Source organism: Amycolatopsis nalaikhensis (genome assembly GCF_030264295.1).
Classification (GTDB): domain Bacteria; phylum Actinomycetota; class Actinomycetes; order Mycobacteriales; family Pseudonocardiaceae; genus Amycolatopsis; species Amycolatopsis nalaikhensis.
The window spans coordinates 9,024,024-9,050,610 of the sequence record NZ_CP127173.1 but is presented as its reverse complement, the minus strand read 5'-3'; the positions used below and the strand labels follow the sequence as shown (position 1 = coordinate 9,050,610).

Sequence of the window (26,587 nt, the reverse complement as noted above, 5' to 3'; positions counted from 1 at the left end):
CGATACTGCCCCGACGTCCGGCGAGGAGAAGACCATGGACCAGCAGCACCTGCCCGCGGAGATCGACCTCGAGCGGCCGAACGCCGCCCGCACCTACGACTGGGCCCTCGGCGGGACGGCGAACTGGGCCATCGACCGCGAGTACGGCGAGCAGGCCCTCAAGGCGTACCCGCAGCTGCGCGTCGCGGTCCGGGCGAACCGCGACTTCCTCGGCCGGGCGGTGCGGTACTGCCTGGCGAACGGCGTCAACCAGTTCCTCGACCTCGGCTCGGGCGTCCCGACGATGGGCAACGTCCACGAGGTCGCCGACGACATCGACGACGAGAGCCGCTGCGTGTACGTCGACATCGAGCCGGTGGCGGTGGCGCACTCCCGGATCCTCCTGGAGGAGACGGGCGACCTGGAGCGGCACGCGGTCCTCCACGCCGACCTGTGCGACGCCGAGCGGGTGTGGGAGGCGGCGATGGAAACGGGGATCCTCGACCCGGGCCGCCCGATCGCGCTGCTGACGGTGGCGGTGCTGCACTTCCTCCCGGACCCGACGGGCGTGCGCGAGGCGATCCGCGACTACCGGGCGTTGCTGCCACCGGAGTCGTTGTACGTCCTTTCGCACCTGTCGCATTCGGACGTGGCGGACGGCGAGCAGAGCCAGCTGCGGCGGCTGGAGAACGTGAGCAAGCAGTCGAGCACGCCGGGGGTGCTGCGGACGCACGAGGAGATCCAGGCGTTCTTCGGCGACTTCGAGCTGGTGGAGCCGGGCCTGGTCCCGGTGGGCCAGTGGCACCCGGACGCGGCGCAGGACCCGGGCGCGGAGGTCCGCACGGCGGTGGGCGGAGTGGCCCGCAAGCCCCGGGTGGGCTGAAGGGGACGTTCGTCGCATGAGATGCGCTGAAGGGTCCTTTCCCCGCATGTGATGCGAGGAAAGGACCCTTCAGCCCACCGGGGCCGCGGGCCAGCGCCCCAAGGCGGCCTTCGGTGCGTCCCACGCACCCAAGGCGGCCTTCGGTGCGTCTGACGCAACCAAGGCCACCTTGGGGCGCTCGGGCTGTGCAGGGCCTAGCCCGTGAGGCGGGCCGCCGAGCCTGGCAGTTCGCGGTTCGCCTCGTCCAAACCCGTCGCCACGGTCCGGCACGGGCCGCAGCCCGCGATGTGCGCCGCCACCGCGCTCGCCCGCCTCGGTGACAGCGCCCCGCGGACCCACGCCCCCATGCGGCGGCGCGGCTCGCGGCACACCGGCTCCTCCGCGTCGGGCACCTGGACCTGCAGGTACGCCTGCCGCAGGCCCTCGCGCGCCCGCATCGCCAACGCCGCTGCGCTGTTCGGCGACAGCCCGAGCAGCGGTGCCACCTGCGTCGGCGTGTCGCCCTCGGCTTCGGTCCGCCAGAGCACCGTCCGCCAGCGGCCGGGCAGCGTGCAGTACGCCGACCACACCAGCTTCGTGTTCGACCGGTGCAGGGCCAGCTCGTCGGCGCCGCGCGCGGCCGTCTCGGGCACCGTTTCGCACAGCTCGAGACGGCTGCCCTGCTTTCCCCAGCGGGCCACCAGGTTCCGCATCGTCACCACGAGGTACGGCCGCAGGTCCTCCCGCGGACCGCCGCCCGCGCGGACGACCGCCAGCACGCGGGCGAACGTCTCGGCGACCAGGTCGTCGCGTTCGGCCGGCTGGCTCGCCCAGGCCGACGCCGTCCGGAGCAGCGGCTCGGCGTGGCGGCGGAACAGGACGCCGCCCGCGGCGAGGTCGCCGTCGCGGATGGCGGCGAGCAGCACGGCGTCCGGCTGGTCTTCGCTGGCCGTTCCCATCCGCACTCTCCGCGATCGGACTGCACCCAAAGTAAGAGGTACGGCAGTGTACGCCATAGCCGCCCAGCGGTACACTGCGGCCGATGACCTCGACGGACACACCGCGGCCGCCCGACGGCCGGGCCGCGCGGTGGGCCGGGCAGCGCGACCGGCGCCGCCGCGAGTTCGTGGAAGCCGGCCTGCGCGCCATCGCCCGGCACGGGCCCGAGGTGTCCACCGAACAGATCGCCGACGAAGCCGGCGTGGCTCGCACCCGGCTCTACCGGCACTTCGACGGCGCCGCCGACCTGCAGCACGCCATCGCCGCCCGGATCGCCGAGCTGGTCACCACCGAGTTCACGCCCCTGTGGAACCCCAGCGGCACGCCGATGGACCTCATCCGCACGGCGATCGGCGCGCACACCCGCTGGCTGGCCGAGCACGGACCGCTCTACCGCTACCTGACCAAGCACGCGATGGCGGGCCCGGACGGCTCCCCGGACGTCTTCGCCGACGGCAAGACCGCCATCGCGCGGCAGCTCACCGTGGTGTTCGAGCACTACCTCGGGCTGTTCGGCATGGACACGCGCGTCTGCGAGGCGGTCGCGTTCGGGCTGGTCGGCCTGGTCGAGTCGAGTACCTCTCGCTGGCTGGAGAACCCCCGCGGCGTCGGCCGCGCCGAGCTGGCCGCCCTGCTGGCCCGTTGGGTGTGGGGGATCGTCGACGACACGCTGCGCGCCGGCGGCGTCGAGCTCGACCCGGACGCCCCGCTCGTGGCCGCCGACCTCACCCCGCACTCGCCCGGCCGGTCGTGAGTGGCGATTCGGGTTAGAACCCGAATCGCCACTCACGACCACCGGTCGGTCCACAGTGGACTCAGCGTGCGCGGCCGCCCCGCACCCCCTACGATCGGGGCAAAACGGACAGGGCGGGGGACTGGATGGGCATCGGCGTCGGCACGTGGCTGGTCACCGTCGGGCTCGTGCTGGCCCTGCTCGCGGTCGACCTCGTGGTGGCCGCGCTCCGGCCGCACCGGGTCGGCTTCGCCGAGGCCATCGCCTGGTCGGTCGGGTACATCCTGGTCGCGGTGGCGTTCGGGGTCTGGCTGCTGCTCGCCCACGGCGGCGAGTTCGGCGCCGAGTACTTCGCGGGCTACATCGTCGAAAAGAGCCTGTCGGTCGACAACCTCTTCGTCTTCGTGATCATCATGACGACGTTCGCCGTCCCCGAGGAGCACCAGCACAAGGTGCTCACCTTCGGGATCGTGCTCGCGCTGGTCATGCGCGGGATCTTCATCGCGCTCGGCGCGACGCTGCTTTCCCTGTTCTCGTTCATGTTCCTGCTGTTCGGCCTGCTGCTGATCTACACCGGCGTGCAGCTGTTCCGGCACCGCGACGCCGACCCGGACATCGAGCACAACCTGGTGGTCCGCACGGCCCGGCGGGTCCTGCCGGTGTCGGACGCCTACGACGGCGGCAAGCTGACCACCAGGGTGGCGGGCCGCCGCGCGGTCACCCCGCTGGTCGTGGTCCTGGTCGCGATCGGCGGCGTCGACCTGCTGTTCGCGCTCGACTCGATCCCGGCCGTGTTCGGCGTGACCGAAGAGCCCTACATCGTCTTCGCCGCCAACGCGTTCGCGTTGCTGGGCCTGCGGGCGCTGTACTTCCTGGTCAAGGGCCTGCTCGACCGGCTCGTCTACCTCTCGGCCGGGCTGGCCGTGATCCTCGCGTTCATCGGGGTGAAGCTGATCCTGCACTGGGCGCACGTCGACATCGACGCGCGGGTCCCGGAGATCGCCACGCCGGTCAGCCTCGTGGTGATCATCGGCGTGCTCGCCGTCGTCACGGTCGCCAGCCTGGTCAAGACGCGGCGCGACCCCGGGGCGAAGGCGCACCCGGGTTCGCTGCGCGCGTCCGGGGACTCAGACCGCGAAGACCTGTGAGTCGTCGGCGAACGCCTTGAACTCCAACGCGTTCCCGGCGGGATCGAGCAGGAACATGGTCCACTGCTCGCCGGGCTGGCCCTCGAAGCGGACGTAGGGCTCGATCACGAACTCCACCGCCGCGGCGCGCAGCCGCTCGGCGAGCGCGTGGAACTCCGGGACCGGGAGGATGAGCCCGAAGTGCGGCACCGGCACGTCGTGGCCGTCGACGGGGTTGTGGACCCGCTTCGGCCCGGACGGCGCCAGGTGCGTCACGAACTGGTGGCCGTGCAGGTTCCAGTCGACCCAGGTTTCGGCGCTGCGGCCCTGCGCGAGCCCGAGGACTTCGCCGTAGAACCGGCGGGCGGCGGCCAGGTCGTCGACCGGCATGGCGAGGTGGAAGCGGGGGAGAGTCATGTCTGAATGTTAACATTACGACATGAGTGCTCGAGTGGCTCCCGCGCGCCGCCGGGGGCTGGCCGACGAGGTCGCCGACCGCATCCGCGACGCGATCTTCGACGGCGCGTACCCGCCGGGCAGCGCACTGCGCGAGGTGGAGCTGGCCTCGGCGCTCGGCGTCAGCCGCGGCCCGGTGCGGGAGGCGCTGCTCAAGCTCGAGCGCGAGGGCCTCGTGCGCGGCGAGTGGCACCGCGGCACCACGGTGACCGAACTGTCCGATGTGGACGTCGCCGAGCTCGACAGCCTGCGGGCGGCGCTGGAACAGCTCGCCGTCGCCCTGGTCGTCGAGCGCGCATCCGACCTGGCGGAGATCGACGCCGTCGTCGCCCGCATGGAACGGGCGGCCGACGAGCACGAGATGGTCCGCTGCGACCTGGACTTCCACGACGCGGTCTACGCGGCGGCCGGGCACCGTCGCCTGCGCGAGGCCTGGGCGGCGATCCGCTCCCAAGTGCACTTGTTCCTGCTGACGCGGATCGGCGTGGAGTCCGAGGGCTACCTCGCGGGCATCCCCGCCGAGCACCGGCAGCTCGCCGACGCCCTGCGGGCCCGCGACCGGGAGGCCGCCCTCGAGCTCTTCGCCGTCCATCGCCGCCACGCGTTCGAGATCCTGCGCGGGAGTTGACGGCGGCGTCCTCCGGCGCGGATCGTGGAGCGATGGCGACACGCATGGGTGCGCGGTTCACCGGCGACCTGGCCGCACTGCGCTACGAACCGGTGGCGAAGCGGGTGCGGGCGGTCGCGAGTGGACGGACATTCACCGACTCGCGCCGGGCCGTGCTGGTGTGGGAACCGAAGCGGGTGGTGCCGTCGTACGCGGTCCCGCTGGCGGATCTGCGGGCGACGCCGACCCCGGCGAGCGGTGAAGAGGCGCCGGAGCACCCGGTCCGGCTGGCCGAAGGCGGCCCGCCTGTTCTCGACCCGCGGACCGCGTTCGCCGTGCACACCTGCGCCGGCGAACCGCTGACCCTGGCCGTGGACGGCGTGACGCTGCCGGGTGCGGGGTTCCGGCCCGCCGACCCCGACCTCGCCGAGCACGTCGTCCTCGACTTCGCCGCCTTCGACGAGTGGCTCGAGGAAGCCGAACCGATCGTCGGCCACCCGCGGGACCCGTTCTCGCGCATCGACGTCCGGCGCAGCGACAGCCGGGTCCGGATCGAGGTCGACGGCGTCGTCGTGGCCGACTCGGCCGCGCCCCGGCTGCTGTTCGAGACCGGCATCACCACCCGTTTCTACCTGCCGCGCGAAGACGTCCGGATGGAGCTGCTCACGCCGTCGGCCACCCGCACCACGTGCGCCTACAAAGGACACGCGAGCTACTGGTCGGTGGGCGCGCACGCCGATCTCGCCTGGACCTACGAGGAACCGCTGTCCGACGCGCGGGACGTCGCCGGCTACATCGCCTTCCTCACCGAACGCGTCGACGTCTTCCTCGACGGGGAGCGGCAGCCGCGGCCGGTCACGCCCTGGTCATAGCACCAGGTCGGCCGGACCGGCGACCTCCCGCACCACGCCCGTCGATTCCAGGCGCTCCAACGGGTCCGCGTCCGGCAGCTCGCCGAACGAGAGCCCGGTCAGCTCGGCGATCCGGCGCACCGGCACCTGGTACGTGCGGTACGCGCCGTAGCTGAACTCGCCCGCCACCTCCAGGCCCTTGATCAGCTCCTCCTGGCTCAGCAGGTACGCCGTCGCCGACAGCGTGCCGTCGGCCTTGACCATCGCGACGACCTTCCAGAACTGGCGCGGCAGCTGGACCCCGCGGTACCGGTCGTCGTCCTCGGCGAGCACCGGCCCGGTCACGACGCTGACCTTCAGGTCCGCGTTGTCGGCGTTGTTCAGCACGTAGTCCTCGAGTCCGGCCCACGTCGTCTTGTTCTGGTTGAAGTCTTTGTGCTGCGGCGAACAGTTGGTGAAGTGGAACGTGTCGTCGTTGGCCCGCTGGGCGATCGCGGGCGTCGCGCCCCACGCCGGGTCGAGGCGGCGGACCAGGTGCCCGCGGTCGAGCGGGTTGTCGCGGTAGATCTCCTCGCCGACCTGCTCGGCGACGTCCACGCGCGGGTCGAGCGACCACTTGTCCGCCTCGCGCTTCAGCGCCTGGCTGGTGCGCCCGTCGATGTTGACCGCGGTGAACAGGGCCAGCCGGCGCTGCTTGTGCAGCACGACGCTGAAGTGGTGGTAGGGCAGGACGTACCGCGGTTCGCGCGTCGCCTGCCGGTTGGTCGCGGCCAGCGGCAGGAGGGCCTCGGGCAGCTCGGGCAGCGGCACGGTGTGGCCCGGCAGGAAGTCCGGGTCGTAGCCTTCGCGGTTCGAGTAGTCCGGGTCGATGCGGACGGTCTCCGCTTCCGCCGGAGCGGCCGCCGGTTCGGCGCGCAGCCGGATGTCGACCGGCATCGTGAGGGTCAGGACCTGCGGCGAGCTATCCGAAACCGGCGGCCGCGACGTCGGCCTGGTGCGCTCGGGCTTGGTGGAAAGGCGGTCGAGGAGGGCTTGCTGCGCGGGCGGGAACTGCTGGCCGCGCAGGAACTCCAGCAGCCTGCTGACCCGGATCCCCTCGTTGAGGAAGTTCCCGAACTCGGCGTGCCCGTCGGCGTGGACGCTGGCGTGGTGCAGCGCCACGATCTCCCACTGGTCGTTGAAGACGGGGGAGCCCGACGACCCGGGCTCGGTGTCGGTCTCGTAGTGCAGGAACTGCTCGAGCACGTCCACGATCCGGTTTTCCCGCAGCGCGACCTGCTTCTTGCCGCCCTGCGGGTGCTGGACGATGGTGACGAAGTCCCCGACGATCGCCTTGCCCTCGCTGCCGATCAGCCGGTTGAACCCGAAGGGCGCCAGGTCGTCGGCGGTCGCTTTCACCGCCACCAGCGCGAAATCGAGGTCTTCGTCGGCGGCGAAGAAGCGGTCCGGGTCGAGCCCGAACGCGCGCACCGGCAGGGGCAGGCCGTCGACGCCGTCCTGGTAGTCGAACTCGATCACGCTGAACCCGGCCGTGGCGGCGTCGGGCAGCACGTGGTGGTTGGTGAGCAGGAGTTCCGGCGACACCAGGGATCCCGTGCCGTAGCCGGTGAGCCTGCCGCGGGCGTCCCGGATGTTCACCCGGCCGACGGCGGCCGCGGCCGTGACCCCGCCTTCGAGATAGCCGACGCCGAGCAGGTCATTGGTGAGGATGATCCGTTCGAGGATCGCGCCCGCGGCGGTCATCGCCGCCGGGTCGCCCGCGGCGATCGCGGCCGGGCTGACCGGCCGCACGTCGGGGTAGTAGCGGCCGAGCCGGTCGATCCGGGTGGCCACCCGGCTGGGCTCGTCGGCCTGGGCGATCCCGCCGGGTTCGCGCAGCAGCGCGATCTTCGCCCGCCGTTCGGCAGTGCGCCTCTCGGCCCGGATGGCCACGGCTTCCCGGTGGTCGGTCCTGATGTCCACGATGCCTCCCCGACGGCGGCTTCCGGCAGTGCGAAACACCGCGTTAGTCGGGTTCGTCCGGAGCGCGTTACACGGCCGACGGCGTGTCGGCGGGAATGCGGGTCAGGCTGTGATGGTCGGTTTTCCCGACGTGGCAAGGAAAAGGGAAATTAACCGGCGACACGCACGGGAGGACGATCCCGGCGCGCGATCAGGTCGTGCGAGCATGCAGCCATGTCTTCGACCATGCGGGCGTTCGTGCTCACCGGGCCGCGGCGGGGCTCGGTCCAGGAGGTGCCGTCGCCCGAGGCCGTGCCGGGTGAGGTGGTCGTCGACGTCGAGCGCGCCGGGGTCTGCGGCACCGACGTCGAGTTCTACACCGGCGAGATGACCTACCTGCACCAAGGGCATTCGGCGTACCCGATGCGGCTGGGGCACGAGTGGGCGGGCACGGTCACCGCGATCGGCGACGGCGTGGACCCGGCCTGGCTCGGGCGCCGGGTCATGGGCGACACCATGCTCGGCGACCGGACGTGCCGCCGCTGCCGCAAGGGCCACCAGCACGCCTGCGAGAACCGGCAGGAGGTCGGCATCCGCGGCGGACGGCCCGGCGCGCTGGCCGAGCGGCTCGCCGTCCCGGCGTGGTCCCTGCACGAATTGCCCGACACGGTCGACGCGGTGTTGGGGGCGCTGGTCGAGCCGGGCGGCAACGCGTTGCGCGCGGCGCGGGCGACCGGAGCGGGCCCCGGCGACCGGGCCCTGGTGCTCGGGCCGGGCACGATCGGCCTGCTGACGGCGATGTTCCTGCGCGCGGCGGGCGCCGAGGCGCACCTGATGGGCCTCGACGGTGACGAGTTCGCCCGCAGCCTGGGGTTCGCGCACGTGTGGACCCGCGAAACCCTGCCGGACGTGCCGTTCGACGCGGTCGTCGACGCCACCGGCGCGGCGAGCGCACCGGCGTTCGCCGTGGACCACGTGGAACCCGCCGGCCGGGTCGTCTACATCGGACTGTCGGGCGCGCCGAGCCCGCTCGACACGCGCGCGCTGGTGCTGAAGGACGTGACGGCGGTCGGGGTGCTGTCGGCGTCACCGGGGTTGGCGGAGACGATCGCCGCGTACGGCAGCGGGGCGGTGGATCCGAGGCCGCTCGTCGCGGCGACAGTGGGGCTTGATGAGGTGGGGGCGGTGCTGGCCGGGGAGTTCGGCGCGGGACCGAAGATCCACGTCGACCCGCGGCGCTAGCGGGGTGATGCCAGCGTCGTCGGGCGGCTGCGTCCGCGGAGGGTGACGTCCTCGGTCGCCGTCCAGTGCGCGGCTTCCGCTTCCGTCGCGGCCTCGACCGCCGTCCACGAGGCGAGGAGGCGGCCGGGCGCGTTCTTCGCCAGCTCCGTCAGCCGCGCGGCTTCGTTGACCGGGTCGCCGATCACCGTGTACTCGAAGCGGCGCGGGTCGCCGACGTTCCCCGCGACCGCGTCGCCGGTCGCGACGCCGATCCCGGCCGGGCCGTCCGGGACCTCGGTGGCCAGGCGACGGGCGATCGCGCGCCCGGCGGCCAGTGCTCGGGTCGCGTGGTCGGGCAGCGGCGCCGGGGCGCCGAACACCGCCAGCGCGGCGTCGCCGACGAACTTGTTGATCAGCCCGTCGTGCCGGTCGACCTCGTCGACCACCACCGCGAAGAACCGGTTGAGCAGGCCGACGACCTCCTCGGGCGGGCGGCTCGCGGCCAGCGCCGTCGACCCGACCAGGTCGACGAACAGCACCGAAACCGTGCGCACGCTGCCACCGAGCTCCGCCGACGACCGCATCGCCTCGACCGCGACCTCGTGGCCGACGTGCCTGCCGAACAGGTCGCGCATCCGCTCGCGCTCGGCCAGCCCGGCCACCATGTCGTTGAACCCGGCCTGCAGCAGCCCGAGCTCGGTCCCGTCGTACACCGGGATTTCCACGCCGAAGTCGCCCGCGCGGACGCGGCCCAGCGCGTGCCGGACCGAGGCGATCGGGTTGACGACCGCGCGGGCGGTGAACACCGTGACCAGCAGCCCGAAGCAGAGCACGACCAGCCCGAGCGCGATGACCGACACGGCGAGCTTCGTCGTGGAGACGTCGCCGCGCACCCACGCCAGCACCGCCGTGACGACGAGCCCGGCCACCGGCACGCCGGTGCCGAGGCACCAGAAGAGCAGCATCCGCAGGTTGACGCCGCCGCTGAGCGGGCGCGGCGGCGCGGTGCCGTCGAGCGCGCGGGCGGCGTACGGCCGCAGCGCGAACTCGCCGAGCAGGTAGGCGATCGCGCACACCACGACGCTCGCGAACGCGACGACGAGGAACACCGTCAGCGCGACCGCGGGCTGCCGGAGCACGGCGAGCGCGGCGAACACCACGGTCGCCACACCCCACAGCACGCCCTGCATCAGCGTCAGCCGCAGCGGGACGCGCAGGCTGGCGACGCGCTCGGCATCGGTCGGGCGACGTCCTTCGGCCGCCCAGTGCAGGGTCCGCAGTGCGCCGCGGGTACCCCAGAGCGTGCCGACGACGACCGCCGACACGACGTACACGGGCACGGCGACCGCGGTGACGCGCACGAGCTCGGCCGACATCCCCGGCGACGGCATGAGCAAGGCCGCGAGCCCGACCACGACCAGCGCGCCGATGACGTTCGTGGCGATGAGGGTGGCGGTCAACAGGCGCTGGACGCGCCGCCGCAATACGGTGAGGTCCTGGTCGAGTGGCCCGAGCAGCCCGGAGCCGAACGGCCCGCTCCGGGTGGGGGAGTCGCTTCGTAGGTGCACCGGTTCCCGCCGTTCGACACTGTTGAGTGAACGACTGTACACCGAGCCTGTGAAGATCAGCCACCGGTCCACGCCGCGGGCCGGGCTGAAGGGGACGTTGCTCTCATCTGATGCGCTGAAGGGGACTTTCCTCTCATCAGATGCGAGGAAAGTCCCCTTCAGCGCATCCAGGGCGACGGGTGTGCACTCGACTCGATATGTGTTACGGTTGGTAACAGTAAACCGGGGTAACACCTGACGAGGAGGTCGCCCATGACGAGCATCGACGAACGCGAACCCGGGCTCTCGGACCGCGAGACCGTCGCGCGGCGCCTGCTCGACTCGTCCGAACAGCTCTCCTACGACCCCGTCAAGGAAGTCGACTGGGAGACGCCGCTCGACACCGATTACCACGGCGCCAGCCCCGAGTGGAGCACGCTCTACGGCACTTCCTACTGGGCCGAGATGACGCCTGAGCAGCAGCGCGAGCTGACCCGCCAGGAGGCGGCGTCGGTCGCCAGCACCGGGATCTGGTTCGAGATGATCCTGCAGCAGATGGTGCTGCGGGACTTCTACGCGAAGGACCCGACCGACCCGGCCTTCCAGTGGGCGCTGACCGAGATCGCCGACGAGTGCCGTCACTCGATCATGTTCGCCCGCGGCGCCGCCAAGCTGCGCGCGCCCGCCTACCGGCCGCGGCGGTTCGTCGTCGAACTCGGCCGCGTCTTCAAGGCCACCGCGACCGGGGAGGCCGCCTACGCCGCCATCCTCGTCGCCGAAGAGGTGCTCGACGTCATGCAGCGGGACTGGATGCGCGATGAGCGCGTCGTCCCCTTCGTGCGCACCATCAACAACATCCACGTCGTCGAAGAGTCGCGGCACATGAAGTTCGCCCGCGAGGAGACCCGCGAGCGGCTCGAAGGCGCCGGGTGGCTGCGCCGGCAGATCAACGGCCTGGTCGTCGCCGTCGCGTCCTACTTCATCGTCACCAGCATGGTGAACGCCAAGGTCTACGAGAACGCCGGGCTCGACGGCAAGCGCGCGCGGCGCGAAGCGAAGGCCAACGAGCACCACAAGTCGATGCTGCGCTCGAGCTGCTCCGGGCTGATGGAGTTCCTGCACTCCGCCGGGCTGCTCACCAAGCCGTCGCTGTGGTTCTACAAGCGCGCCAACCTGATCTGACATGGCTTTCGCGATCACGCAGACCTGCTGCGCCGACGCGTCCTGCGTGTCGGTCTGCCCGGTCAACTGCATCCACCCGACGCCGGACGAGCCGGACTTCGGCACGACCGACATGCTCTACATCGACCCGGGCACCTGCATCGACTGCGGGGCCTGCGCCGACGCCTGCCCGGTCGACGCGATCTTCCCGGCCGGCGACCTGACCGGCCCGCTGAAGGTCTACGAAGACCTCAACGCGGAGTTCTACGCGGGCCGGGACGTGCTGACCGAGGCCACCGTCGCGCCGAACTTCCACCGGTGGGCGCCGCCGGCGTTCGCCCGGGTGCTGCCGAGCGACTTCGCGCCACTGGACGTCGCCGTCGTCGGCACCGGCCCGGCCGGCATGTACGCCGTGGAAGACCTGCTGCTGCACACGAACGCGCGGGTCACCCTGATCGACCGGTTGCCGGTCGCCGGTGGCCTGATCCGCTACGGCGTCGCGCCCGACCATCCGTCGACGAAGAAGATCGGCGAGACCTTCGCCCGCTTCCACGACCACCCGCGGCTGCGGCTGCGGCTCGGCGTCGAAGCCGGTCCCGAGCTGGCCGAGCGTCACGACGCCGTCATCTACGCGGTCGGCGCCACCGGCGCCCGGCGGCTCGACGTGCCCGGCGAGGACCTGCCCGGCAGCCTCCCGGCGGTCACGGTCGTGGGCTGGTACAACGGCCACCCGGACATCGCCCCCGGCGCGGTCGACCTCTCGGCCGAGCGGGTCGTCGTGGTCGGCACCGGCAACGTCGCGCTCGACATCGCCCGCATCCTCACCGCCGACCCGGATTCCCTGGCGGGCACGCCCATCGCGCCCGCTGCGGCGGACCGGCTGCGGGCCGGCAAGGTCCGCGAGGTCGTGCTCCTGGCCCGCCGCGGCCCGGAGACGGCCGCCTACACCCGGTCCGAGCTGCTCGCCCTGGCCGCGCGCGGCGACCTCGTCGTCGACGCGCACGACCCGCGGATCGCCGCGGCGATCGACGCCGGGGACGGCAAAGCGGCGCTCTTGCAGGGGATCCCGCGCGAGGAGATCGACTGGTCGTCACCGCCTCCGGACGGCGCGCGGCGGGTCGTCCTGCGCTTCCACTCGGCGCCGGTCGCCTTCACCGGCGACACCGAGGTCCGCGGCGTCCGGGCTTCGGGCCCGTCGGGCGACGTCGAGATCCTCGCGGGCCGGGTGGTCCGCGCCGCGGGCTTCCGCGGTGCGCCCGTGGCGGGCCTGCCGTTCGACGAGGCGACCGGCACGGTCCCGAACGTCGCCGGGCGGGTCGAGCCGGGCACGTACGTGGCCGGGTGGATCAAGCGCGGCCCCTCGGGCGGCATCGGCGCGAACAAGGCGTGCGCGCGCGAGACGGTCGGGGCGTTGCTGGAGGACGCCGTCGCGGGCCGGTTGCGGTCCCGCGCACCCCGGCGCGGACTGGCGAAGCTCCTCCGCCGCGCCTGAGTCCACTGTGGACGCGGTCAGCGGTACCGGCCGGCCAGTTCCGGGCTCTGCCCGCCGAACGCGGCCAGCTCGGCCCGGAAGACCGCGTCGAGCAGGCTGACGTCCTCCACACCGGGCGCGCAGACGACTTCGCCGAGTTCCAGCCCGCGCAGGGACGCCGTCACGACGTCGGCGGCGCTCATGCGCGGCACCGCCGACAGGTCCATGCCCTGCCGCTCGTGGAACTCGGTGGCGACCACGCCCGGGCACACGACCTGCACCCGGACGCCGGTGCCTTCCAGTTCGGCGCTGAGCGTCTGGGACAGCGTGACCAAGTGGGCGAGCGAACCGGCGTAGACCGCGCGGCGGGGCATCTGCGTGTGCGGCGCCGGGCCGCTGAAGGCGATCATCCCGGCGACGTTGACGATCGTGCCGCGGCCGCGTTCGACCATCCCGCCGACGGCGGCGCGGGCGAGCAGCGTCGGCGCGAGGACCTTGACGTTGACCAGCTCTCGCGCCTTGTCGGCGGGCAGGTCGGTCAGTGGCATGTAGTGCGCGACACCCGCGTTGTTGACCAGCAGGTCCAGCGGCTCGCTCGCGCAGACCTCGGCGACCGCGTCGATCCCGTCCGGGGTGGAGAGGTCGGCGGCGATCGTGCGGACCTTGACCGCGGCCCGGGCGGCGAACTCGTCGAGCCGCTCCTGGCGCCGTCCGACGACGACCAGGTCGTGGCCGTCGGCGGCGAGGCGGTCGGCGTACGCCAGGCCGATGCCGGACGTGGCGCCGGTGACCAGGGCGAGCTTGCTCATCGTTGGTGTTCCTTCCGGTGGTTGACGGGCGCCGCGGCGGCCGAGCCCAGGAGGGCGAGCTTGTCGGCCGCGTCGGTGCCGGGATCGGGGTGGTAGACGGCGAGCACGAGCCCGGGCGCTTCGGTGAGCTCGAGCTTCTCCCGGTTCAGCCGGAGTTCGCCGACCAGCGGGTGAGCGAACCGCACGGCCGCGCCCCGCCGGTTCGCGACGTCGTGGCGGGCCCACAGCTCGCGGAAGCGCGGGCTGGCCAGGGAAAGCTCGCCGACGAGCTCGATGACCCGCGGGTCGTCGGTGTCGGTCCCGACGGACTGGCGGAACCCGGCCACCAGCCAGCGGGTGGCCTCGGCCCAGTCGGGGAAGAGCGCGCGTTCGGCCGGGTCGAGGAAGACGTCGCGCAGCCGGTTGGCGCCCGCGACGAGCCGCGGCGAGAGCGCCGTGGCCAGGGAGTTCGCGGCCAGCACGTCGAGGTAGCGGCCCTCGACGAACGCGGGCAGCGACAGCGCCGCCAGGAACTTCACGATGCTCGGCGGGACCTTCTCCTTCCGGCGCCGCCGCTTCCGCGCGGGCGGCGCGGTCGCGAGACCGATCAGGTACGCCGTCGCGTCCTCGTCGAGCTGCAGCGCGCGGGCGAGTGCCTCCAGCACCTGGCGCGACGGGTTGCGGTCGCGGCCCTGTTCGAGGCGCAGGTAGTAGTCGGCGCTGATGCCCGCGAGCATCCCGACCTCTTCCCGGCGCAGGCCGGGCACCCGCCGCTCGCCCAAGGCGGGCAGGCCCGCCCGGTCGGGGGTGAGCTGTTCGCGGCGGGCCCGCAGGAAGTCGCCCAGCAGGTTCGGTTCTTCGGCCACACCGTCACGGTAGGCCGCCGCGCGCGAGCCTGCCTGGTCCTGTCACCCCCAGGAACGCGACGACCCGAGCCGGTGCAGGACGGCCGCGGCGAGCGCCGTCCGCTCGAGCATCCCGCTGACGCTGATGTGCTCGTGCCGCGCGTGCGCGCCGTCGCCGACGGCGCCGAAGCCGTCCAGCACCGGGTGGCCCAGGGCGGCGACGAAGTTGCCGTCGCTGGCGCCGCCGACCGAGCACTCCCGCAGTGTCACGCCCAGCTCCGCCGCCTCGGCGCGGGCCAGTTCGTAGAGCCCGGCGATACCCGCCGAGCGTTCCATCACCGGCCGGTTCCAGCCGCCGGTCACGGTGACCGTAGCCCGCGGGTCGTGCGCGGTCAGGGCCGCCAGGCCCGCGTCGATGCGTGCCGCCTCCGCCGCGCTGGACACGCGGACGTCGATCTCGCCCGAAGCCGCGCCCGCGATGACGTTCTGCCGGGTGCCGCCCGAGATCACGCCCACGTTCACGGTGGTCCCGGCGTCCGGATCGGACAGTCCGTGCAGCGCGAGGATCGCCCGGGCCAGCTCGTCGATCGCGCTCGCGCCCTTCGCCGGGTCGAGCCCGGCGTGCGCCTCGACGCCGGTGGTGTGCACCTGGAACAGGCCGACGCCCTTGCGCGCGGTCTTCACCGCGCCGTCGGCGGCGGCCTCGAACACCAGCGTCGCGCACGTGCCCTCGGCCGCCTCCTCGATCACCGGGCGCGAGGCCGGGCTGCCGATCTCCTCGTCGCCGTTGAGGACCAGCCGCACGGCCGGGCGGGGCAGGCCCGCCGCGTCGAGGGCGCGCAGGGCCCACACCGCGTGCACCAGGCCCGACTTCATGTCGAAGATCCCCGGCCCGGTCGCGCGGTCACCGTCCACGGTGAACGGCCACGCGGCGAGCGTGCCGAGTGGCCACACCGTGTCGTAGTGGCAGAGCAGCAGCACCGGGTCGCCGGTGCCGGGGAAGTCGTAGACCTTGATGTCGCCGTGGCGGCCGCCGTCGACGTCGCGGACGGATACCGGGGCGCCGAGGCGTTCGCGCACCCAGCCGTCCACCCAGGACAGCCCGCGGGTCAGTGCCGCCTTGTCGTCGCTGGGGGTTTCGATGCCGACGTAGGCGGCGAGGTCGGCCAGGAGGTCGTCGCGGTGGGCCCGGACCCACTCGTGCAGGGCGGCGATCACAGGGTTCGCTCCAGTTCGGTCAGGTGGTCTTCGGACATGGCGACGGCGCCGCTTTCGATCTCCCGCAACCGGTCCAGCACCGCCCGCAGCAGCGGCACCGGGGCTTCCGCGAGCACCGGCGCGTAGTGGTGGTGCACCTCGACCGGGCGGTGCCGCACGGCGATGTCGCGCCAGATGCCGCTGCGGTCCTTCGGCTGGGTCCGCAGCCACGCGACCAGGCGGTCGGTGGCCTCCTCGCGGCCGGTCGCGCCCGGCAGGTAGGCCGCCGGGTCGAACTGGTCGAACGCCTCCAGGGTCCGCTCGCCCGCCGCAGCGAACACCTCGGCGGTGAGCGCGTGCATCAGCGGGCGGTGCCGGTCGATGAGGTCGGCCATCGGCGCGTCGGCCAGCGCCGTGGTGGTGAGCATCGCGCCGAAGCCGAGCTTCGCCCACAGGTAGCCCTCGAGGTTGGCGGTCGCCTTCGCCGGGCCCCAGGCCTGCAGGTCGGTGACGACCTCCTCGACGCGGGTGGTGATCCGGCTGTCCGGCTCGCCGACGACCAGTGCCCCGAGGCCGCCGTCCCGCACCACGCCGGGTTCGACGACGTCCGCGAAGAGGTTCACGAACGCGCCGACCGTCCGTTCCGGACCGACGCGCGCCGCGATCACCGGCTCGTTGAGCCCGTTCTGCAAGGAGACGACAAAGCCGTCCGGCGCGAGCCGCGGGGCCAGCCAGTCCAGGACCGTCTCGGTGGCCTGCGCTTTGACGGCCAGCAGTACCCGGCCGAGCACCGGCGGGGCCTCCTCGGGCCGGAACGCGGGCAGCGCGACGGTTTCGTCGCCGTCGGGGCGGCGCAGGGTCAGGCCGCGGTCCGTGATCGCGGCGACGTGCGCCGGGTCGGCGTCCACGATGGACACCGGATGACCCGCGCGGGCGAGGTGGAAGGCGAGCGTGCCGCCGATCGCGCCGCCGCCGACGACCGTGTACGAGCGCCGGTCAGACATGGGCTTCCTTTCCTTGCTGCACAGCGGTTTCCCCGGCCCAGTGCAGGGGCAGGCCGACCGCGCCCGCGGTCGAGCCGCCGTCGACGCGCAGGACCGCGCCGGTGATCCAGCCCGCTTCGGGGCCCGCGAGCCAGAACACCGCGTCGGCGATCTCGTGCGGCTCGCCGCGGCGGCCGAGCGGGTTGACCGACACCGCGGCCGCGTACGCCTCGGTCACCGGGTTGGCCTCGCTGTCCACGGTGACGAACCCGGGGCTGACGGCGTTGACGCGGATGCCGTGCGGGCCCAGCTCCACCGCGCAGGCCTTGGTCAGCATCTCCAGCGCGGCCTTCGACGTCGCGTAGTGCGCGGCGCCGGGACGGGCCCGGGTGGCGGCGCCGGAGGAGATGTTGACGACGGCGCCGGTGGTCCCGGCGGCGGCGTGCCTCCGTCCGAAAGCGACGGTCGTGAGCAGCGCCGCCCGCACGTTGACGTCCTGGACGCGGTCCCAGGTCGCCGCGGTCATCTCGAGCAGGGGAGTGGCGGGGTAGATCCCGGCGGCGTTGACCAGGACGTCGACCGCTCCGGCGCGCTCGACGAGTGTCTCGGTGAACTCCGCGTCGGCCAGGTCGCCGGGGAGTTCGAGGACTTCCGCGGGCAGCCGGCCGGCCACTGTGGACAGTTCCGCCGGGCGGACGTCGGACAGGACGAGCCGGTCGCCCGCGGCGGCGAACCGGGCCGCGACGGCGGCGCCGATGCCGCCGCCCGCCCCGGTGACGAGCACGGTCCGCACTACAGTTCCTTCCCCTTCGTCTCGGGCATGGTCAGGTACACCGCGACGCCGATCAGCGCGGCGACCGCCACGTAGACCCACACCAGGTGGCCGAGGTGGCTGGCGTTCAGCCAGGTCGTCACGTACGGCGCGGTGCCGCCGAAGATCGCCACCGCCAACGCGTAGGGCAGGCCGATGCCGGTCGTGCGGACCTCCGGCGGGAACTGCTCGGCCATGATCACCGCGCAGTTCGCCGAGTACCCGACGATGAGGACCAGGCCGATCAGCTCGATGACGAAGACGCTCCAGAAGCTGTTGCCCAGGAAGTGGAACGCGGGCCAGGCGAACACCACGAACCCGCCGGCGAACATCGTCATCGTCGCCTTGCGCCCGAGCCGGTCCGACAGCAGGCCGCCGAACGGCAGCAGCGCGATGAACACGACCATGGCCAGGGTGTTGGCCAGCAGCGCGGTCTTCAGCGGGATGCCGGTGGCCAGGTGCGCGTACGCGGGCATGTACGAGACCCACACGTAGTAGATGAGCGTCCCGGCGATGGTGATCCCGGCCACGCGCAGGGCCGCGCCCGGGTGGTCGCGCAGCATCGCGACCAGCGGGTTGCGCCGCGGCTTGGCGCTGATCTTGGCGAACGCCTCGGTCTCCTGCACCGACACGCGCAGCCACAGGCCGACCAGGCCGAGCAGCCCGGCGATGCCGAAGGCCAGCCGCCAGCCCCACGCCTTGAGGTCGGGGTCGGCGAGCGTCGCGTTGAGGATGGTGCCCATCAGAGCGGCGAGCAGCGAGCCGAGGCCGACCGACACCTGCTGCCACGAGCCGGCGAACGCGCGCCGCCCGGGCGCGGCGGACTCGATGAGGAACGCCGACGACGAGCCGAACTCGCCGCCCGCGGAGAAGCCCTGCACGAGCCGGGCCAGCAGCAGCACGATCGGGGCGAGGATCCCGATCTGCGTGTACGTCGGGGTCAGCGCGATCACGATCGACGCACCCGCCATCAGGGAGATGGTGAGCGTGAGGCCCTTCTTGCGGCCCTTGCGGTCGGCGTACGCGCCGAGGACGGCACCGCCGATCGGCCGCATGACGAACCCGACCGCGAACACGGCCAAAGTGGACAGCAACGCCGTGGTTTCACTGCCCCCGGCGAAGAACTGGCCGGCGAAGACCGGGGCGAACGTGGCGTAGACGGCCCAGTCGACCCATTCGACGGTGTTGCCGACGGCGCCGGCGACGATCGCCTTCCGCTGCCGGGCGGTCAGCCGGTGGCCGACTCTGGTGTCCACAGTGGTCATGACCGCTCCTCCAGGACGTGGTCGACGATCTGGGCGTGCGTGGCGAACCAGACGTCGTCGTGGCCGCCGATGTGGTCGAGCAGCTCGGCCAGCACGGCCAGCCGCGAGCGGTGCCCGATGATGTGCGGGTGCATGGTGAGCTGGAAGATCCCGCCCTCGGCGTGGGCGGCGTCGAACTCGTCGCGCCAGATCGAGAGCACGCCGCGTGGCGGGGTGTAGGGCCGCAGCGACGCGAACCGGTCCATCATGAAGTACGGCGCGTCGTCGCGGATCCACTCGACGGGCAGCTCGACGACGCCGGTGGGTTCGCCGTGTTCGAGCAGCTCGTAGCAGTCGTCGTCGGCCATCAGCGACGAGTCGTACTTGAGGCCGAGCTCGCGGGTGATGGCGAGGGTGTGCGCGGAGAAGTCCCACGACGGCGTCCGGATGCCGACCGGCCGGGTGCCGCTCAGGCGCTCGAGGACGTCGGCGGCGCGGAAGGCGAGGTCGCGCTCCTCGGTCTCGGTGAGGGCGGTGTTGCGTTCGTGGATCCAGCCGTGCAGCGCGACCTCGTGCCCGGCGTCCACATAGGACTTCACCTCGCCGTCGTGCAGCAGCGCCGAGACGGCGGGCACGAAGAAGGAAGCGGGCGCGTTGTGCTTGTCGAGCAGCTTCAGGATGCGCGGCACGCCGACGCGGGCGCCGTACTCGCCTTGCGCCATCTTGCCGGGCAGGGTTTCGCCGTCGCGGAGGGCAGGCGTCTCGTGGTCGGAGTCGAAGGACAGCGCGACCGCGACCTTCGCGCCGCCGGGCCACGACGACGGCCGCAGTGGGCGCCCGGCCCGGACGTGCTCGACGTGCCCGCGCCAGGTCGGTTCGTCCCACTGCCAGGGTTGCCCGGTCATGCGTCCTCCAGAGTGGCGGCGGGCGTCGGGGCCCACGCGCGTTTGAGCGTCGAAACCTGCAGGGTCACGTCGGCTTCCCGGAGCCCGGGCAGCGCGCCGACGACGTCGGTGGTGTGGCGGTACAGCTCGCCGTAGTGGCGCAGCACGATCTGGCCGACGAGGTTGAACCGGCCGGTGGTGGCGGAGAGGTACTTGGTGCCGGGGTGGGCGGCGAGCTGCTGCCCGGCGCGGTCCAGCTCGCCGGGGACCACGGAGAGCCAGAGCATGAACTCGAGGGCGTACCCGAACATGGCGGGCTCGGCCAGGGTCCGGAAGCGCAGGCAGCCGCGCCGCACGAGCGAGTCGACCCGCCGGGCGACGGTGGATTCGCTGGTGCCGACCAGCCGCGACACCTCCTTGAACGGCAGCCGCCCGTCTTCGCCGAGCGCGGCGCAGATGGCGAGGTCCAGCTCGTCGAGCTGCTCGGGCGGGCGCTCCCAGTGCTGTTCTTCGAACGGCCGGACATCACCGCCGCGCAGCTCGGCGACGGCGTCGGGGGTCAGTTCACCGGAGTCCCAGTCGTGGTTGGAGGTGAAGGTCCGCATGACCGCGAAGGTCTCGGCGTCCCGGATGGCCTCGGCGGCGGGGAAGCCGTTCTCCTGCAGGCCGGCGATGTCGCCGTAGGAGGGCAGGACGAACTCGGCGGAGCAGTCGGCACTCCCGGCGAGCACGGTGGCGTACCGGACATCGGGCCGGGCGGCGAGGGCGTCGGCCACGGCGGCGGCGGTGCCGGGCCGCGTCTTGAACCGGGCGAGGACGGGCACGCCGAGCCCGCACCGGAGGACGTCGACCACGCCGATGACCCGCAGCTGACGGCTTTCGGTGAGCTGCGCGGCCCGCCGCAGCACGGTGGATTCACTGGCCCCGACGTGCCGCGCGACGGTGCCCCAGGGAGCCCGCCCGTTCAGCTGCAGGGCGGCGACGATGCGCCGGTCCAGATCGGTCGTTTTGACTTCGTTCCGCACGAGAGGCATCTTGCGTGCGGGAAAACGTCAAGTCAAGGGGTCAATATGCAAGAAAGCTTCACGTGGACTCGGGCCGGGGCGGGGAGCGCCCCAATGTGGCCTTCGGTGCGTGAGACGCAACGAAGGCGGCCTTGGGTGCGTCAGACGCACCCAAGGCCGCCTTGGGGCGCTTCGGGCCCGGTCAGTCCATCTCGAGGGTCGCGGTTTGCGCGGCGAAGGCGTCCGCCGCGGCGAGGTCGAACTCGCCGTGGTCGCTGCCGAGCCCCTGGGCCACCAAGCCCGCCGCCGCGCAGCCCAGCACCGCCGACTCCCTCAGCGACCGGCCGAGGCCCAGCCCCCGCAGGAAGCCCGCCGAAAACGCGTCGCCGCAGCCCGTCGTGTCCGTCACCTGCACCGCGAACGCCGGAACCGCGACCTCCGACTCGGCCGTGACCACCAGAGCCCCGCGTGCCCCGCGCGTGACTGCCACACAACCGACCCCTCGGTCGAGCAACGCGCGCGCACCCGACTCGAGCGAAGACGCGCCCGACAACCCCAGCACCTGCTCCTCGTTCGGCAGCAGGTAATCCAAAGAGGACAGTGCGGGCGCGAGCCAGGCGAGCACCCCGGGATCACCGGGCGCCAGCAGATCGGCGGACGTCACCACCCCCGAGATCCGCGCCGGAGCGAGGATCTCCACGGCCTTCGCGCCACCCATCAGCTCGGGCCCGCCCAGGTGCAGGTGGGTCGCCCGGGCGATCTCCGCGACCGGCGCATCGGCAGGCGAGTAAGTCAGGTTCGCGCCCGGCACGTGGAAAGCGGGACGGCTGCCATCCGCACGAATCGGCAGCACCGAAGCCGACGTCTGCACGCCGTCGCGGCGCAGCAGCAACGACGTGTCGACCCCGTAACGCGTGAGCATCGCCAGCAGGAGATCGCCGATCGGGTCGGTGCCGATCGCGCCCGCCGTGCGGACCGTCGCTCCCAGCTTGGCCAGCGTGATCGCCGTTCCCGCGGCCGTGCCCGCCGGGCCGAAGCGGATCTGCTCCACCAAAGCCGCGCCCTGGCCTTCGGGGATGGCCTCCACGGGCCGGACCTGCACGTCGAATACGTGCGCTCCCAGCGTGACGACCGTCTGCGTCACCGGCCCTCCTCCTCGATCCGCCGGGGCCGCCCGTACCCACGCCGGACCGCCGCGGCGAACACCGCGTCCTGCTGCGCGGCGTCCAACTCGCGCGGCGAACCCAGCGTCGCGGCCCGCACGTACAAGCCGCACGCCCATTCCAGCAGCAGCGCATTGTCCACAGCGGACTCCAGCGTCGGGCCGTGCGCGACCGCGCCGTGGTTGGCCAGCAGGGCCGCCGCCTTGCCCTCGAGCGCCGCGAGCGTGCCCGCCGCCAGCTCCGCCGACCCGAACACGGCGAACGGCGCGACCCGGATCGCGCCGCCCAGCGCGAGCTGCTGGTAGTGCACGCACGGCAGCTCGTCGAGCACCAGCGACACCGCCGTCGCCTGCGGCGAATGCGTGTGGACCACCGCGCCCGCGCCGTAGCGCCGGTAGATCCCGAGGTGCAGCTCCAGCTCTGACGTCGGCAGCAGCTCCCCGGCGACGACTCCGCCGTCGAGGTCGACCACCGTGACGTCGTCCGCCGTGGCCCGGCCCAGCACTACTCCCGTCGCGGTCACCGCCACGTGGTCGCCCGTCCGGACACTCACGTTGCCCGCCGTGCCGATCAGCAGCCCCTCGCCGGCCAGGCCGTGACAGGCCCGCGCCACCGCCCGCCGCGCCTCGTCGAGCGCCGAACCCGCCACTCCCATAAGGTCGAGGCTAGGATAAATCCGAATCAAAGTCACGTTCAGGTTTGGAGCGACGCGATGACCCGGCCGGATCCCCTGGAGTCCGCCGTCCGGCTGCGCCGGGTGCCGCGCCAGGCCCGGTCGCGGCAGAAGCTGGCCCAGGTCCTGGCGGCGGCCGACCGGTTGCTCGCCGCGGACGGCGTCGAGGCGCTGACCACGACCCGCGTCGCCGCCGAAGCCGGGGTGTCCGTGGGGGCGCTCTACCAGTACCTCCCGGACCGCGACGCCATCACCGAGGCCCTCGCCGACGTCTACCTCGCCCGGCTGGAAGACCTGATGGACGCCTTCGCCGGACGCGCGAAGACGGAGACGTGGGCCGACCCGGTCGGCCTCCTCGTCGACGCGTTCGCCGGGCTCTACCGCGCCGAACCCGGGTTCCGCGCGTTGTGGCTCGGCCGCGGGCTCACCGACGCGGCGCGGGAAGCCGACCTCGCCCACAAGCGCGTGATGGCCGCGGGCGTGCACCGGATCCTCGTCGCGCAGCACCGCGTCCGCGACGACGACGCGGCCGCGCTCGCCTGCCGGGCGGCGTTCCTCGCCGCGGACGCGGTGCTGCAGGAGGCGTTCCGCGGCGACGGCGCCCCCGAGCTGCTCGACCAGCTCAAGGTGATGCTGCGGGCCTACCTCGACCGGTTGCCCCGGCCGTGATCACGTCGTCGCGACGAGGAACTCCTCGCCCTTCGTGATGCGGAGCCCGTCGGCCCGGCCCGCAAAGTACCGGTCGTTCAGCTCGTCGCCGGAAACGTGGGTCACCGCGCGGAAACCGGCTTCCCTGGCCATGGCGAGGAGTTCGGTGGGGGAGAAGGAACTCACGAACGGCGTTCCCGCCGACTTCGCCTTGCTCGCCGTGGCCCGGTGCCGCGCGCGGTCGCCCTCGTCGAGCAGTTCGGCGGGCAGCATGAACGTCATCGCGAACGTGGATCCCGGCGCGAACCCGGCGATCCGGCGCAGCGTGGCCGCGTTCGCCTCCTTCGAGAGGTACATGCTGACGCCCGTGGAGGCGACGACCGCCGGCCGGTCCGTCGCGAAGCCCGCGGCCGCGAGCTCGTCCGGCCACGACGCCCCGGCTTCGAAGTCGACCGGGACGAGCCGCAGCCAGTCCGGGACGCCGAGGCCGAGTTCGGCCAGGCGACGGCGTTTCCACGCCTGCGGGCCGGGCTGGTCGACCTCGAACACGCGCATCCGGGCCGCGACTTCCGGCCGGCGCTGGGCGAAGGTGTCCAGCCCGGCACCGAGGATCACGTACTGGGCGACGCCGTCGGCGGCCCGCTCGGTCACCAGGTCCTCGACGAACCGGGCCCGCGCGACCATGCCCGCCCGGTAGCGGCCCGCGGTGGCCGGGTCCATGTCGTCGCGGTCCCGCCACCGCTCGCCGGGGTCGGCCAGCCGGAGGCCCAGTTCGTCGGCGAACACGTGCGGCGGCGGGTCGAGCCGGACGTGCAGGGCCCGCCACAGCGCGGTCCGGACGGCGGTACTGTCCGGGGCGGCGCGCACGTCACGCCTTCCCCGGCGCCGACAGGGTCCACGTCCGCCCGTCGGGGTCGCGGACGGTCATTTCGCGGGTCCCGTAGTGGGTGTCCTCGAACGGGGTCACGACCTCGACGATGCCGTCGGCCTCGAACGCGTCCGCGTCGGGCACCTTGAACACGACCTGCGTGCGCGGCTCCTGCGTCTCGGGCACCTCGGCGATGAAGAGGAACGGGCCGTCGCCGTTGCGCAGCTGGCCCGAGCCGTGGCCGGTCTCGAACTCGAGCCGGTAGCCGAGCGCCTGGAAGAACTTGGCCGCCTTGCCCCAGTTGTGCGTCTCCAGGTACAGCGCTTCGACGCCCTCGGTCGTCATGTCAGTGCTCCTTTTCCAGGTAGGCGCGCAGCGCTTCGGCGACGAGGGCCGACAGCGACTGCTCCGTTTCGATGGCGCGGTGCTTGACCTGCCGGATCAAGCCGACGGGCAGGTACACGTTGAACTGCTTGACGTCCTCATCACCCACGTCCGACAGGCTAGCATGCTAGCAATCTAGCCGCATCCTGCCCGGTGAAGACGCTCACGACGGCCGGGGTGACCGACCCGTCGCTGGGCAACGCGAAGGAGGACGAGGTCCGGCAGGCGTTCCAGCGCGGGCAGGGAGCACTGGAGCCGTACGGCTACGCCTCGTACGCGAAGGAGAAACCGCAGGACCTGGCGCACGTGCACGGGGCGCGGTACCCGTCGGTGGTACCCGGACGGCCGAGCCGCGGCACGATCGGCGGCTTCACCCTGGCGGTGAGCATGTGCTCGCCGCCCAACGCGGAGGCGTTCGAGTAGCTCTCCGTCGCGAACGGGATTTCTCTACTTAATTCGGGTGTACACCATCGGGTCATCACGATGTCGGACCGTCGTCATCCGCCGAACTTAGCGTGTGCGGGCCGTGCGCCTCCGCGCACCGGAAACGCTCTTCGGAAGAGGTGACACATGGCTGGTCCATTCGACGCCGCCGCGGGTCCGGCGCCGTCGCGTCGGCAGGTTCTGCTGGCCGGCACCGCCGCGCTCGGCGCCGCCGCCCTGTCCGGGGTCCCCGCCGCGGCGGCCGAAGGTGCCGGGGCCGCGCCGATCCGCGCCCCGTTCACCCTCGGTGTGGCTTCGGGGGACCCGCTACCCGATGGGGTGGTGCTGTGGACGCGGCTCGCGCCCGCCCCGCTGGCTCCGGACGGCGGCATGCCCACCCGGCCGGTTCCGGTCAGCTGGCAGGTCGCCGAGGACGAGGGCTTCCGCCGGGTGGTCGCCGCCGGAGCCGAACTCGCGCGCCCGGAGCAGGCGCACACCGTGCACGTCGAGGTGTCCGGCCTGCGGCCCGGCCGCGAATACTTCTACCGCTTCCGGACCGGCCGCGAGCTGAGCCCGGCGGGCCGGACGAAGACCGCGCCGCGGCCCGGGTCGCGCACCGACCGGTTCGCCTTCGCCTTCGCCAGCTGCCAGAACTACCCCGAAGGCTTCTACACCGCCTACCGGCACATGGCGGATGAAGACCTCGACTTGGTGGCGTTCCTCGGCGACTACATCTACGAAGGCGGCGCGCAGGGCACGATCGGCCGCGGCCACGCGCCCGCCGCCGAGATCTGGACCCTGGCCGACTACCGCACCCGCCTCGCGCAGTACAAGACCGACCCGGACCTGCAGGCCGCGCACGCCGCGTTCCCGTGGGCCGTCGTGTTCGACGACCACGAGGTCGAAAACAACTGGGCGGGCGACATCTCCCAGCCCGACACCGAACCCGACCAGGACCCGGCGGTGTTCCGGCAACGCCGCGCGGCCGCGTTCCAGGCCTACTACGAGCACATGCCGCTGCGGCGCGCCCAGCGCCCGTCGGGACCGGACATCCGCATCCACCGGCGGCTGACCTTCGGCGACCTCGTCGACTTCCACCTGCTCGACACCCGCCAGTTCCGCGACGACCAGGAGGTGACGCCGCAGGAGCGGCTCGACCCGGCCCGCACGATCCTCGGTGCCGCGCAGAAGGACTGGCTGCTGCGCAACCTCGCGGGCCGCACCGCGCGGTGGAACGTCCTGGCGCAGCAGGTGTTCTTCTCCGCCCGCGACTTCACGGCGGGCCCGGAGCAGAGCTTCAGCGACGATGCCTGGGACAGCTACCCGGTCGAGCGCGACTTCGTCCGCGACCACCTGGCCGGGGCGAGCAACCCGGTGGTGATCACCGGTGACGTGCACGCGAGCTACGTCGCCGACATCAAGGCCGACTTCGCGGACCCGATGTCGGCGACGGTGGGAACCGAGCTCGTCGGCACGTCGATCACCTCCGGCGGCGACGGCGTCGAGCAGAACGCGGGCGATGCCGTGCAGCTGCGGGAAAACCCGCACCTGAAGTTCGTCAACCGCAAGCGCGGCTACGTCCGCAACGTGATCACCCGGGCGGAGTGGACGGCCGACTACCGCGTCGTCGACTACGTCTCGCGGCCCGGTGCCCCGGTGAGCACCCGCGCGAGCTTCGTCGTCGCCGACGGCAAGCCCGGCGCTGTGCCCGCGTAGC

28 protein-coding genes are annotated in these 26,587 nt (G+C 72.7%); 11 read left to right on the top strand and 17 right to left on the bottom strand.

Annotated elements, in window-relative coordinates; translation table 11 throughout:
* The first annotated feature begins 34 nt into the window (after nt 1-34).
* On the top strand, nt 35-862 hold the full coding sequence (locus QP939_RS43945; RefSeq protein WP_285452757.1) for an SAM-dependent methyltransferase: 828 nt from the start codon (nt 35-37) through the stop codon (nt 860-862).
* A 194-nt stretch (nt 863-1,056) separates the two neighbouring features.
* Here the strand turns inward: QP939_RS43945 and QP939_RS43940 are convergent, their stop codons facing one another.
* A complete protein-coding gene (locus QP939_RS43940; protein ID WP_285452756.1) occupies nt 1,057-1,800 on the bottom strand; it encodes a zf-HC2 domain-containing protein in 744 nt (247 codons plus the stop codon).
* An 83-nt stretch (nt 1,801-1,883) separates the two neighbouring features.
* On the opposite strand from QP939_RS43940, the gene QP939_RS43935 reads away from it, so the two are divergent.
* Nucleotides 1,884-2,594, top strand: a complete 711-nt coding sequence (locus tag QP939_RS43935; RefSeq protein ID WP_285452755.1) for a TetR/AcrR family transcriptional regulator — start codon at nt 1,884-1,886, stop codon at nt 2,592-2,594.
* A 125-nt stretch (nt 2,595-2,719) separates the two neighbouring features.
* Entirely contained in the window at nt 2,720-3,721 is a 1,002-nt protein-coding gene (locus QP939_RS43930) for a TerC/Alx family metal homeostasis membrane protein (protein ID WP_285452754.1), read from the top strand.
* On the opposite strand, the gene QP939_RS43925 is transcribed toward QP939_RS43930, so the two are convergent.
* Nucleotides 3,701-4,117 carry a VOC family protein gene (locus QP939_RS43925; RefSeq protein WP_285452753.1) on the bottom strand — a complete coding sequence of 139 codons (417 nt, stop codon included), beginning with the start codon at nt 4,115-4,117 and terminating at the stop codon, nt 3,701-3,703. The two genes, QP939_RS43930 and QP939_RS43925, sit on opposite strands and share 21 nt — an antisense overlap.
* Before the next feature lie 22 nt (nt 4,118-4,139).
* On the opposite strand from QP939_RS43925, the gene QP939_RS43920 reads away from it, so the two are divergent.
* Both QP939_RS43920 and QP939_RS43915 read left to right on the top strand, forming a co-directional pair.
* The gene (locus tag QP939_RS43920) at nt 4,140-4,784 is read left to right on the top strand and encodes a GntR family transcriptional regulator (protein WP_285452752.1); all 645 of its coding nucleotides are present in this window, start codon (nt 4,140-4,142) and stop codon (nt 4,782-4,784) included.
* A gap of 32 nt (nt 4,785-4,816) precedes the next feature.
* Entirely contained in the window at nt 4,817-5,635 is an 819-nt protein-coding gene (locus tag QP939_RS43915; RefSeq protein WP_285452751.1) for a DUF427 domain-containing protein, read from the top strand.
* Here the strand turns inward: QP939_RS43915 and QP939_RS43910 are convergent.
* Entirely contained in the window at nt 5,630-7,576 is a 1,947-nt protein-coding gene (locus QP939_RS43910) for a DNA/RNA non-specific endonuclease (RefSeq protein WP_285452750.1), read from the bottom strand. The genes QP939_RS43915 and QP939_RS43910 overlap by 6 nt on opposite strands.
* A gap of 213 nt (nt 7,577-7,789) precedes the next feature.
* Between QP939_RS43910 and QP939_RS43905 the strand changes: the two genes are divergently transcribed.
* Nucleotides 7,790-8,797: a zinc-dependent alcohol dehydrogenase gene (locus QP939_RS43905; RefSeq protein WP_285452749.1), complete on the top strand. Its 1,008-nt coding sequence runs from the start codon at nt 7,790-7,792 to the stop codon at nt 8,795-8,797.
* On the opposite strand, the gene QP939_RS43900 is transcribed toward QP939_RS43905, so the two are convergent.
* Nucleotides 8,794-10,344 carry an adenylate/guanylate cyclase domain-containing protein gene (locus tag QP939_RS43900; RefSeq protein WP_285452748.1) on the bottom strand — a complete coding sequence of 517 codons (1,551 nt, stop codon included), beginning with the start codon at nt 10,342-10,344 and terminating at the stop codon, nt 8,794-8,796. The genes QP939_RS43905 and QP939_RS43900 overlap by 4 nt on opposite strands.
* A gap of 252 nt (nt 10,345-10,596) precedes the next feature.
* On the opposite strand from QP939_RS43900, the gene QP939_RS43895 reads away from it, so the two are divergent.
* Together QP939_RS43895 and QP939_RS43890 are read left to right on the top strand one after the other, a co-directional pair.
* Nucleotides 10,597-11,505 (top strand): AurF N-oxygenase family protein, encoded by a 909-nt coding sequence (locus tag QP939_RS43895; RefSeq protein WP_285452747.1) that lies wholly within the window; start codon nt 10,597-10,599, stop codon nt 11,503-11,505.
* A gap of 1 nt (nt 11,506) precedes the next feature.
* Complete coding sequence (locus tag QP939_RS43890; RefSeq protein ID WP_285452746.1) at nt 11,507-12,976, top strand: FAD-dependent oxidoreductase; 1,470 nt, start codon at nt 11,507-11,509, stop codon at nt 12,974-12,976.
* Nucleotides 12,977-12,993: 17 nt separating this feature from the next.
* On the opposite strand, the gene QP939_RS43885 is transcribed toward QP939_RS43890, so the two are convergent.
* The 10 genes from QP939_RS43885 to QP939_RS43840 all read right to left on the bottom strand — a co-directional run bounded on the left by QP939_RS43885 (nt 12,994) and on the right by QP939_RS43840 (nt 22,529).
* Nucleotides 12,994-13,764, bottom strand: a complete 771-nt coding sequence (locus QP939_RS43885) for an SDR family NAD(P)-dependent oxidoreductase (protein ID WP_285452745.1) — start codon at nt 13,762-13,764, stop codon at nt 12,994-12,996.
* Complete coding sequence (locus tag QP939_RS43880; RefSeq protein ID WP_285452744.1) at nt 13,761-14,609, bottom strand: helix-turn-helix transcriptional regulator; 849 nt, start codon at nt 14,607-14,609, stop codon at nt 13,761-13,763. The genes QP939_RS43885 and QP939_RS43880 overlap by 4 nt, the downstream gene beginning before the upstream one ends.
* 42 nt (nt 14,610-14,651) lie before the next feature.
* Nucleotides 14,652-15,806 carry a M20 family metallopeptidase gene (locus QP939_RS43875; RefSeq protein WP_285452743.1) on the bottom strand — a complete coding sequence of 385 codons (1,155 nt, stop codon included), beginning with the start codon at nt 15,804-15,806 and terminating at the stop codon, nt 14,652-14,654.
* The gene (locus tag QP939_RS43870; RefSeq protein WP_285452742.1) at nt 15,803-16,789 is read right to left on the bottom strand and encodes a ketopantoate reductase family protein; all 987 of its coding nucleotides are present in this window, start codon (nt 16,787-16,789) and stop codon (nt 15,803-15,805) included. Before QP939_RS43870 ends, QP939_RS43875 begins: the two co-directional genes overlap by 4 nt.
* Nucleotides 16,782-17,561, bottom strand: coding sequence for an SDR family NAD(P)-dependent oxidoreductase (locus tag QP939_RS43865; RefSeq protein WP_285452741.1), 780 nt, complete (start codon nt 17,559-17,561; stop codon nt 16,782-16,784). Before QP939_RS43865 ends, QP939_RS43870 begins: the two co-directional genes overlap by 8 nt.
* Nucleotides 17,561-18,844 (bottom strand): MFS transporter, encoded by a 1,284-nt coding sequence (locus QP939_RS43860; protein ID WP_285452740.1) that lies wholly within the window; start codon nt 18,842-18,844, stop codon nt 17,561-17,563. The genes QP939_RS43865 and QP939_RS43860 overlap by 1 nt, the downstream gene beginning before the upstream one ends.
* Nucleotides 18,841-19,728 (bottom strand): polysaccharide deacetylase family protein, encoded by an 888-nt coding sequence (locus tag QP939_RS43855; RefSeq protein WP_285452739.1) that lies wholly within the window; start codon nt 19,726-19,728, stop codon nt 18,841-18,843. The genes QP939_RS43860 and QP939_RS43855 overlap by 4 nt, the downstream gene beginning before the upstream one ends.
* Nucleotides 19,725-20,741 (bottom strand): Lrp/AsnC family transcriptional regulator, encoded by a 1,017-nt coding sequence (locus QP939_RS43850; protein ID WP_285452738.1) that lies wholly within the window; start codon nt 20,739-20,741, stop codon nt 19,725-19,727. Before QP939_RS43850 ends, QP939_RS43855 begins: the two co-directional genes overlap by 4 nt.
* A 172-nt stretch (nt 20,742-20,913) precedes the next feature.
* A complete protein-coding gene (locus tag QP939_RS43845) occupies nt 20,914-21,855 on the bottom strand; it encodes a carbohydrate kinase family protein (RefSeq protein ID WP_285452737.1) in 942 nt (313 codons plus the stop codon).
* Nucleotides 21,852-22,529: a class II aldolase/adducin family protein gene (locus QP939_RS43840; protein WP_285452736.1), complete on the bottom strand. Its 678-nt coding sequence runs from the start codon at nt 22,527-22,529 to the stop codon at nt 21,852-21,854. Before QP939_RS43840 ends, QP939_RS43845 begins: the two co-directional genes overlap by 4 nt.
* Nucleotides 22,530-22,586: 57 nt before the next feature.
* Here QP939_RS43840 and QP939_RS43835 point away from each other — a divergent pair, with 57 nt between their 5' ends.
* Entirely contained in the window at nt 22,587-23,216 is a 630-nt protein-coding gene (locus QP939_RS43835; RefSeq protein WP_285452735.1) for a TetR/AcrR family transcriptional regulator, read from the top strand.
* On the opposite strand, the gene QP939_RS43830 is transcribed toward QP939_RS43835, so the two are convergent.
* The 3 genes from QP939_RS43830 to QP939_RS43820 are packed head-to-tail and all read right to left on the bottom strand — an operon-like array spanning nt 23,217 to nt 24,556.
* Nucleotides 23,217-24,062, bottom strand: a complete 846-nt coding sequence (locus QP939_RS43830; protein ID WP_285452734.1) for a class I SAM-dependent methyltransferase — start codon at nt 24,060-24,062, stop codon at nt 23,217-23,219. It abuts the gene before it with no gap.
* Between the two features lies 1 nt (nt 24,063).
* Nucleotides 24,064-24,408 carry a VOC family protein gene (locus QP939_RS43825; RefSeq protein WP_285452733.1) on the bottom strand — a complete coding sequence of 115 codons (345 nt, stop codon included), beginning with the start codon at nt 24,406-24,408 and terminating at the stop codon, nt 24,064-24,066.
* A 1-nt stretch (nt 24,409) separates the two neighbouring features.
* Entirely contained in the window at nt 24,410-24,556 is a 147-nt protein-coding gene (locus tag QP939_RS43820) for a ribbon-helix-helix protein, CopG family (RefSeq protein WP_285452732.1), read from the bottom strand.
* Nucleotides 24,557-24,600: 44 nt separating this feature from the next.
* Here QP939_RS43820 and QP939_RS43815 point away from each other — a divergent pair, with 44 nt between their 5' ends.
* Nucleotides 24,601-24,870: a type 2 periplasmic-binding domain-containing protein gene (locus QP939_RS43815; RefSeq protein WP_285452731.1), complete on the top strand. Its 270-nt coding sequence runs from the start codon at nt 24,601-24,603 to the stop codon at nt 24,868-24,870.
* A gap of 147 nt (nt 24,871-25,017) precedes the next feature.
* A complete protein-coding gene (locus QP939_RS43810; RefSeq protein ID WP_285452730.1) occupies nt 25,018-26,586 on the top strand; it encodes an alkaline phosphatase D family protein in 1,569 nt (522 codons plus the stop codon).
* Nucleotide 26,587 lies beyond the last annotated feature (1 nt).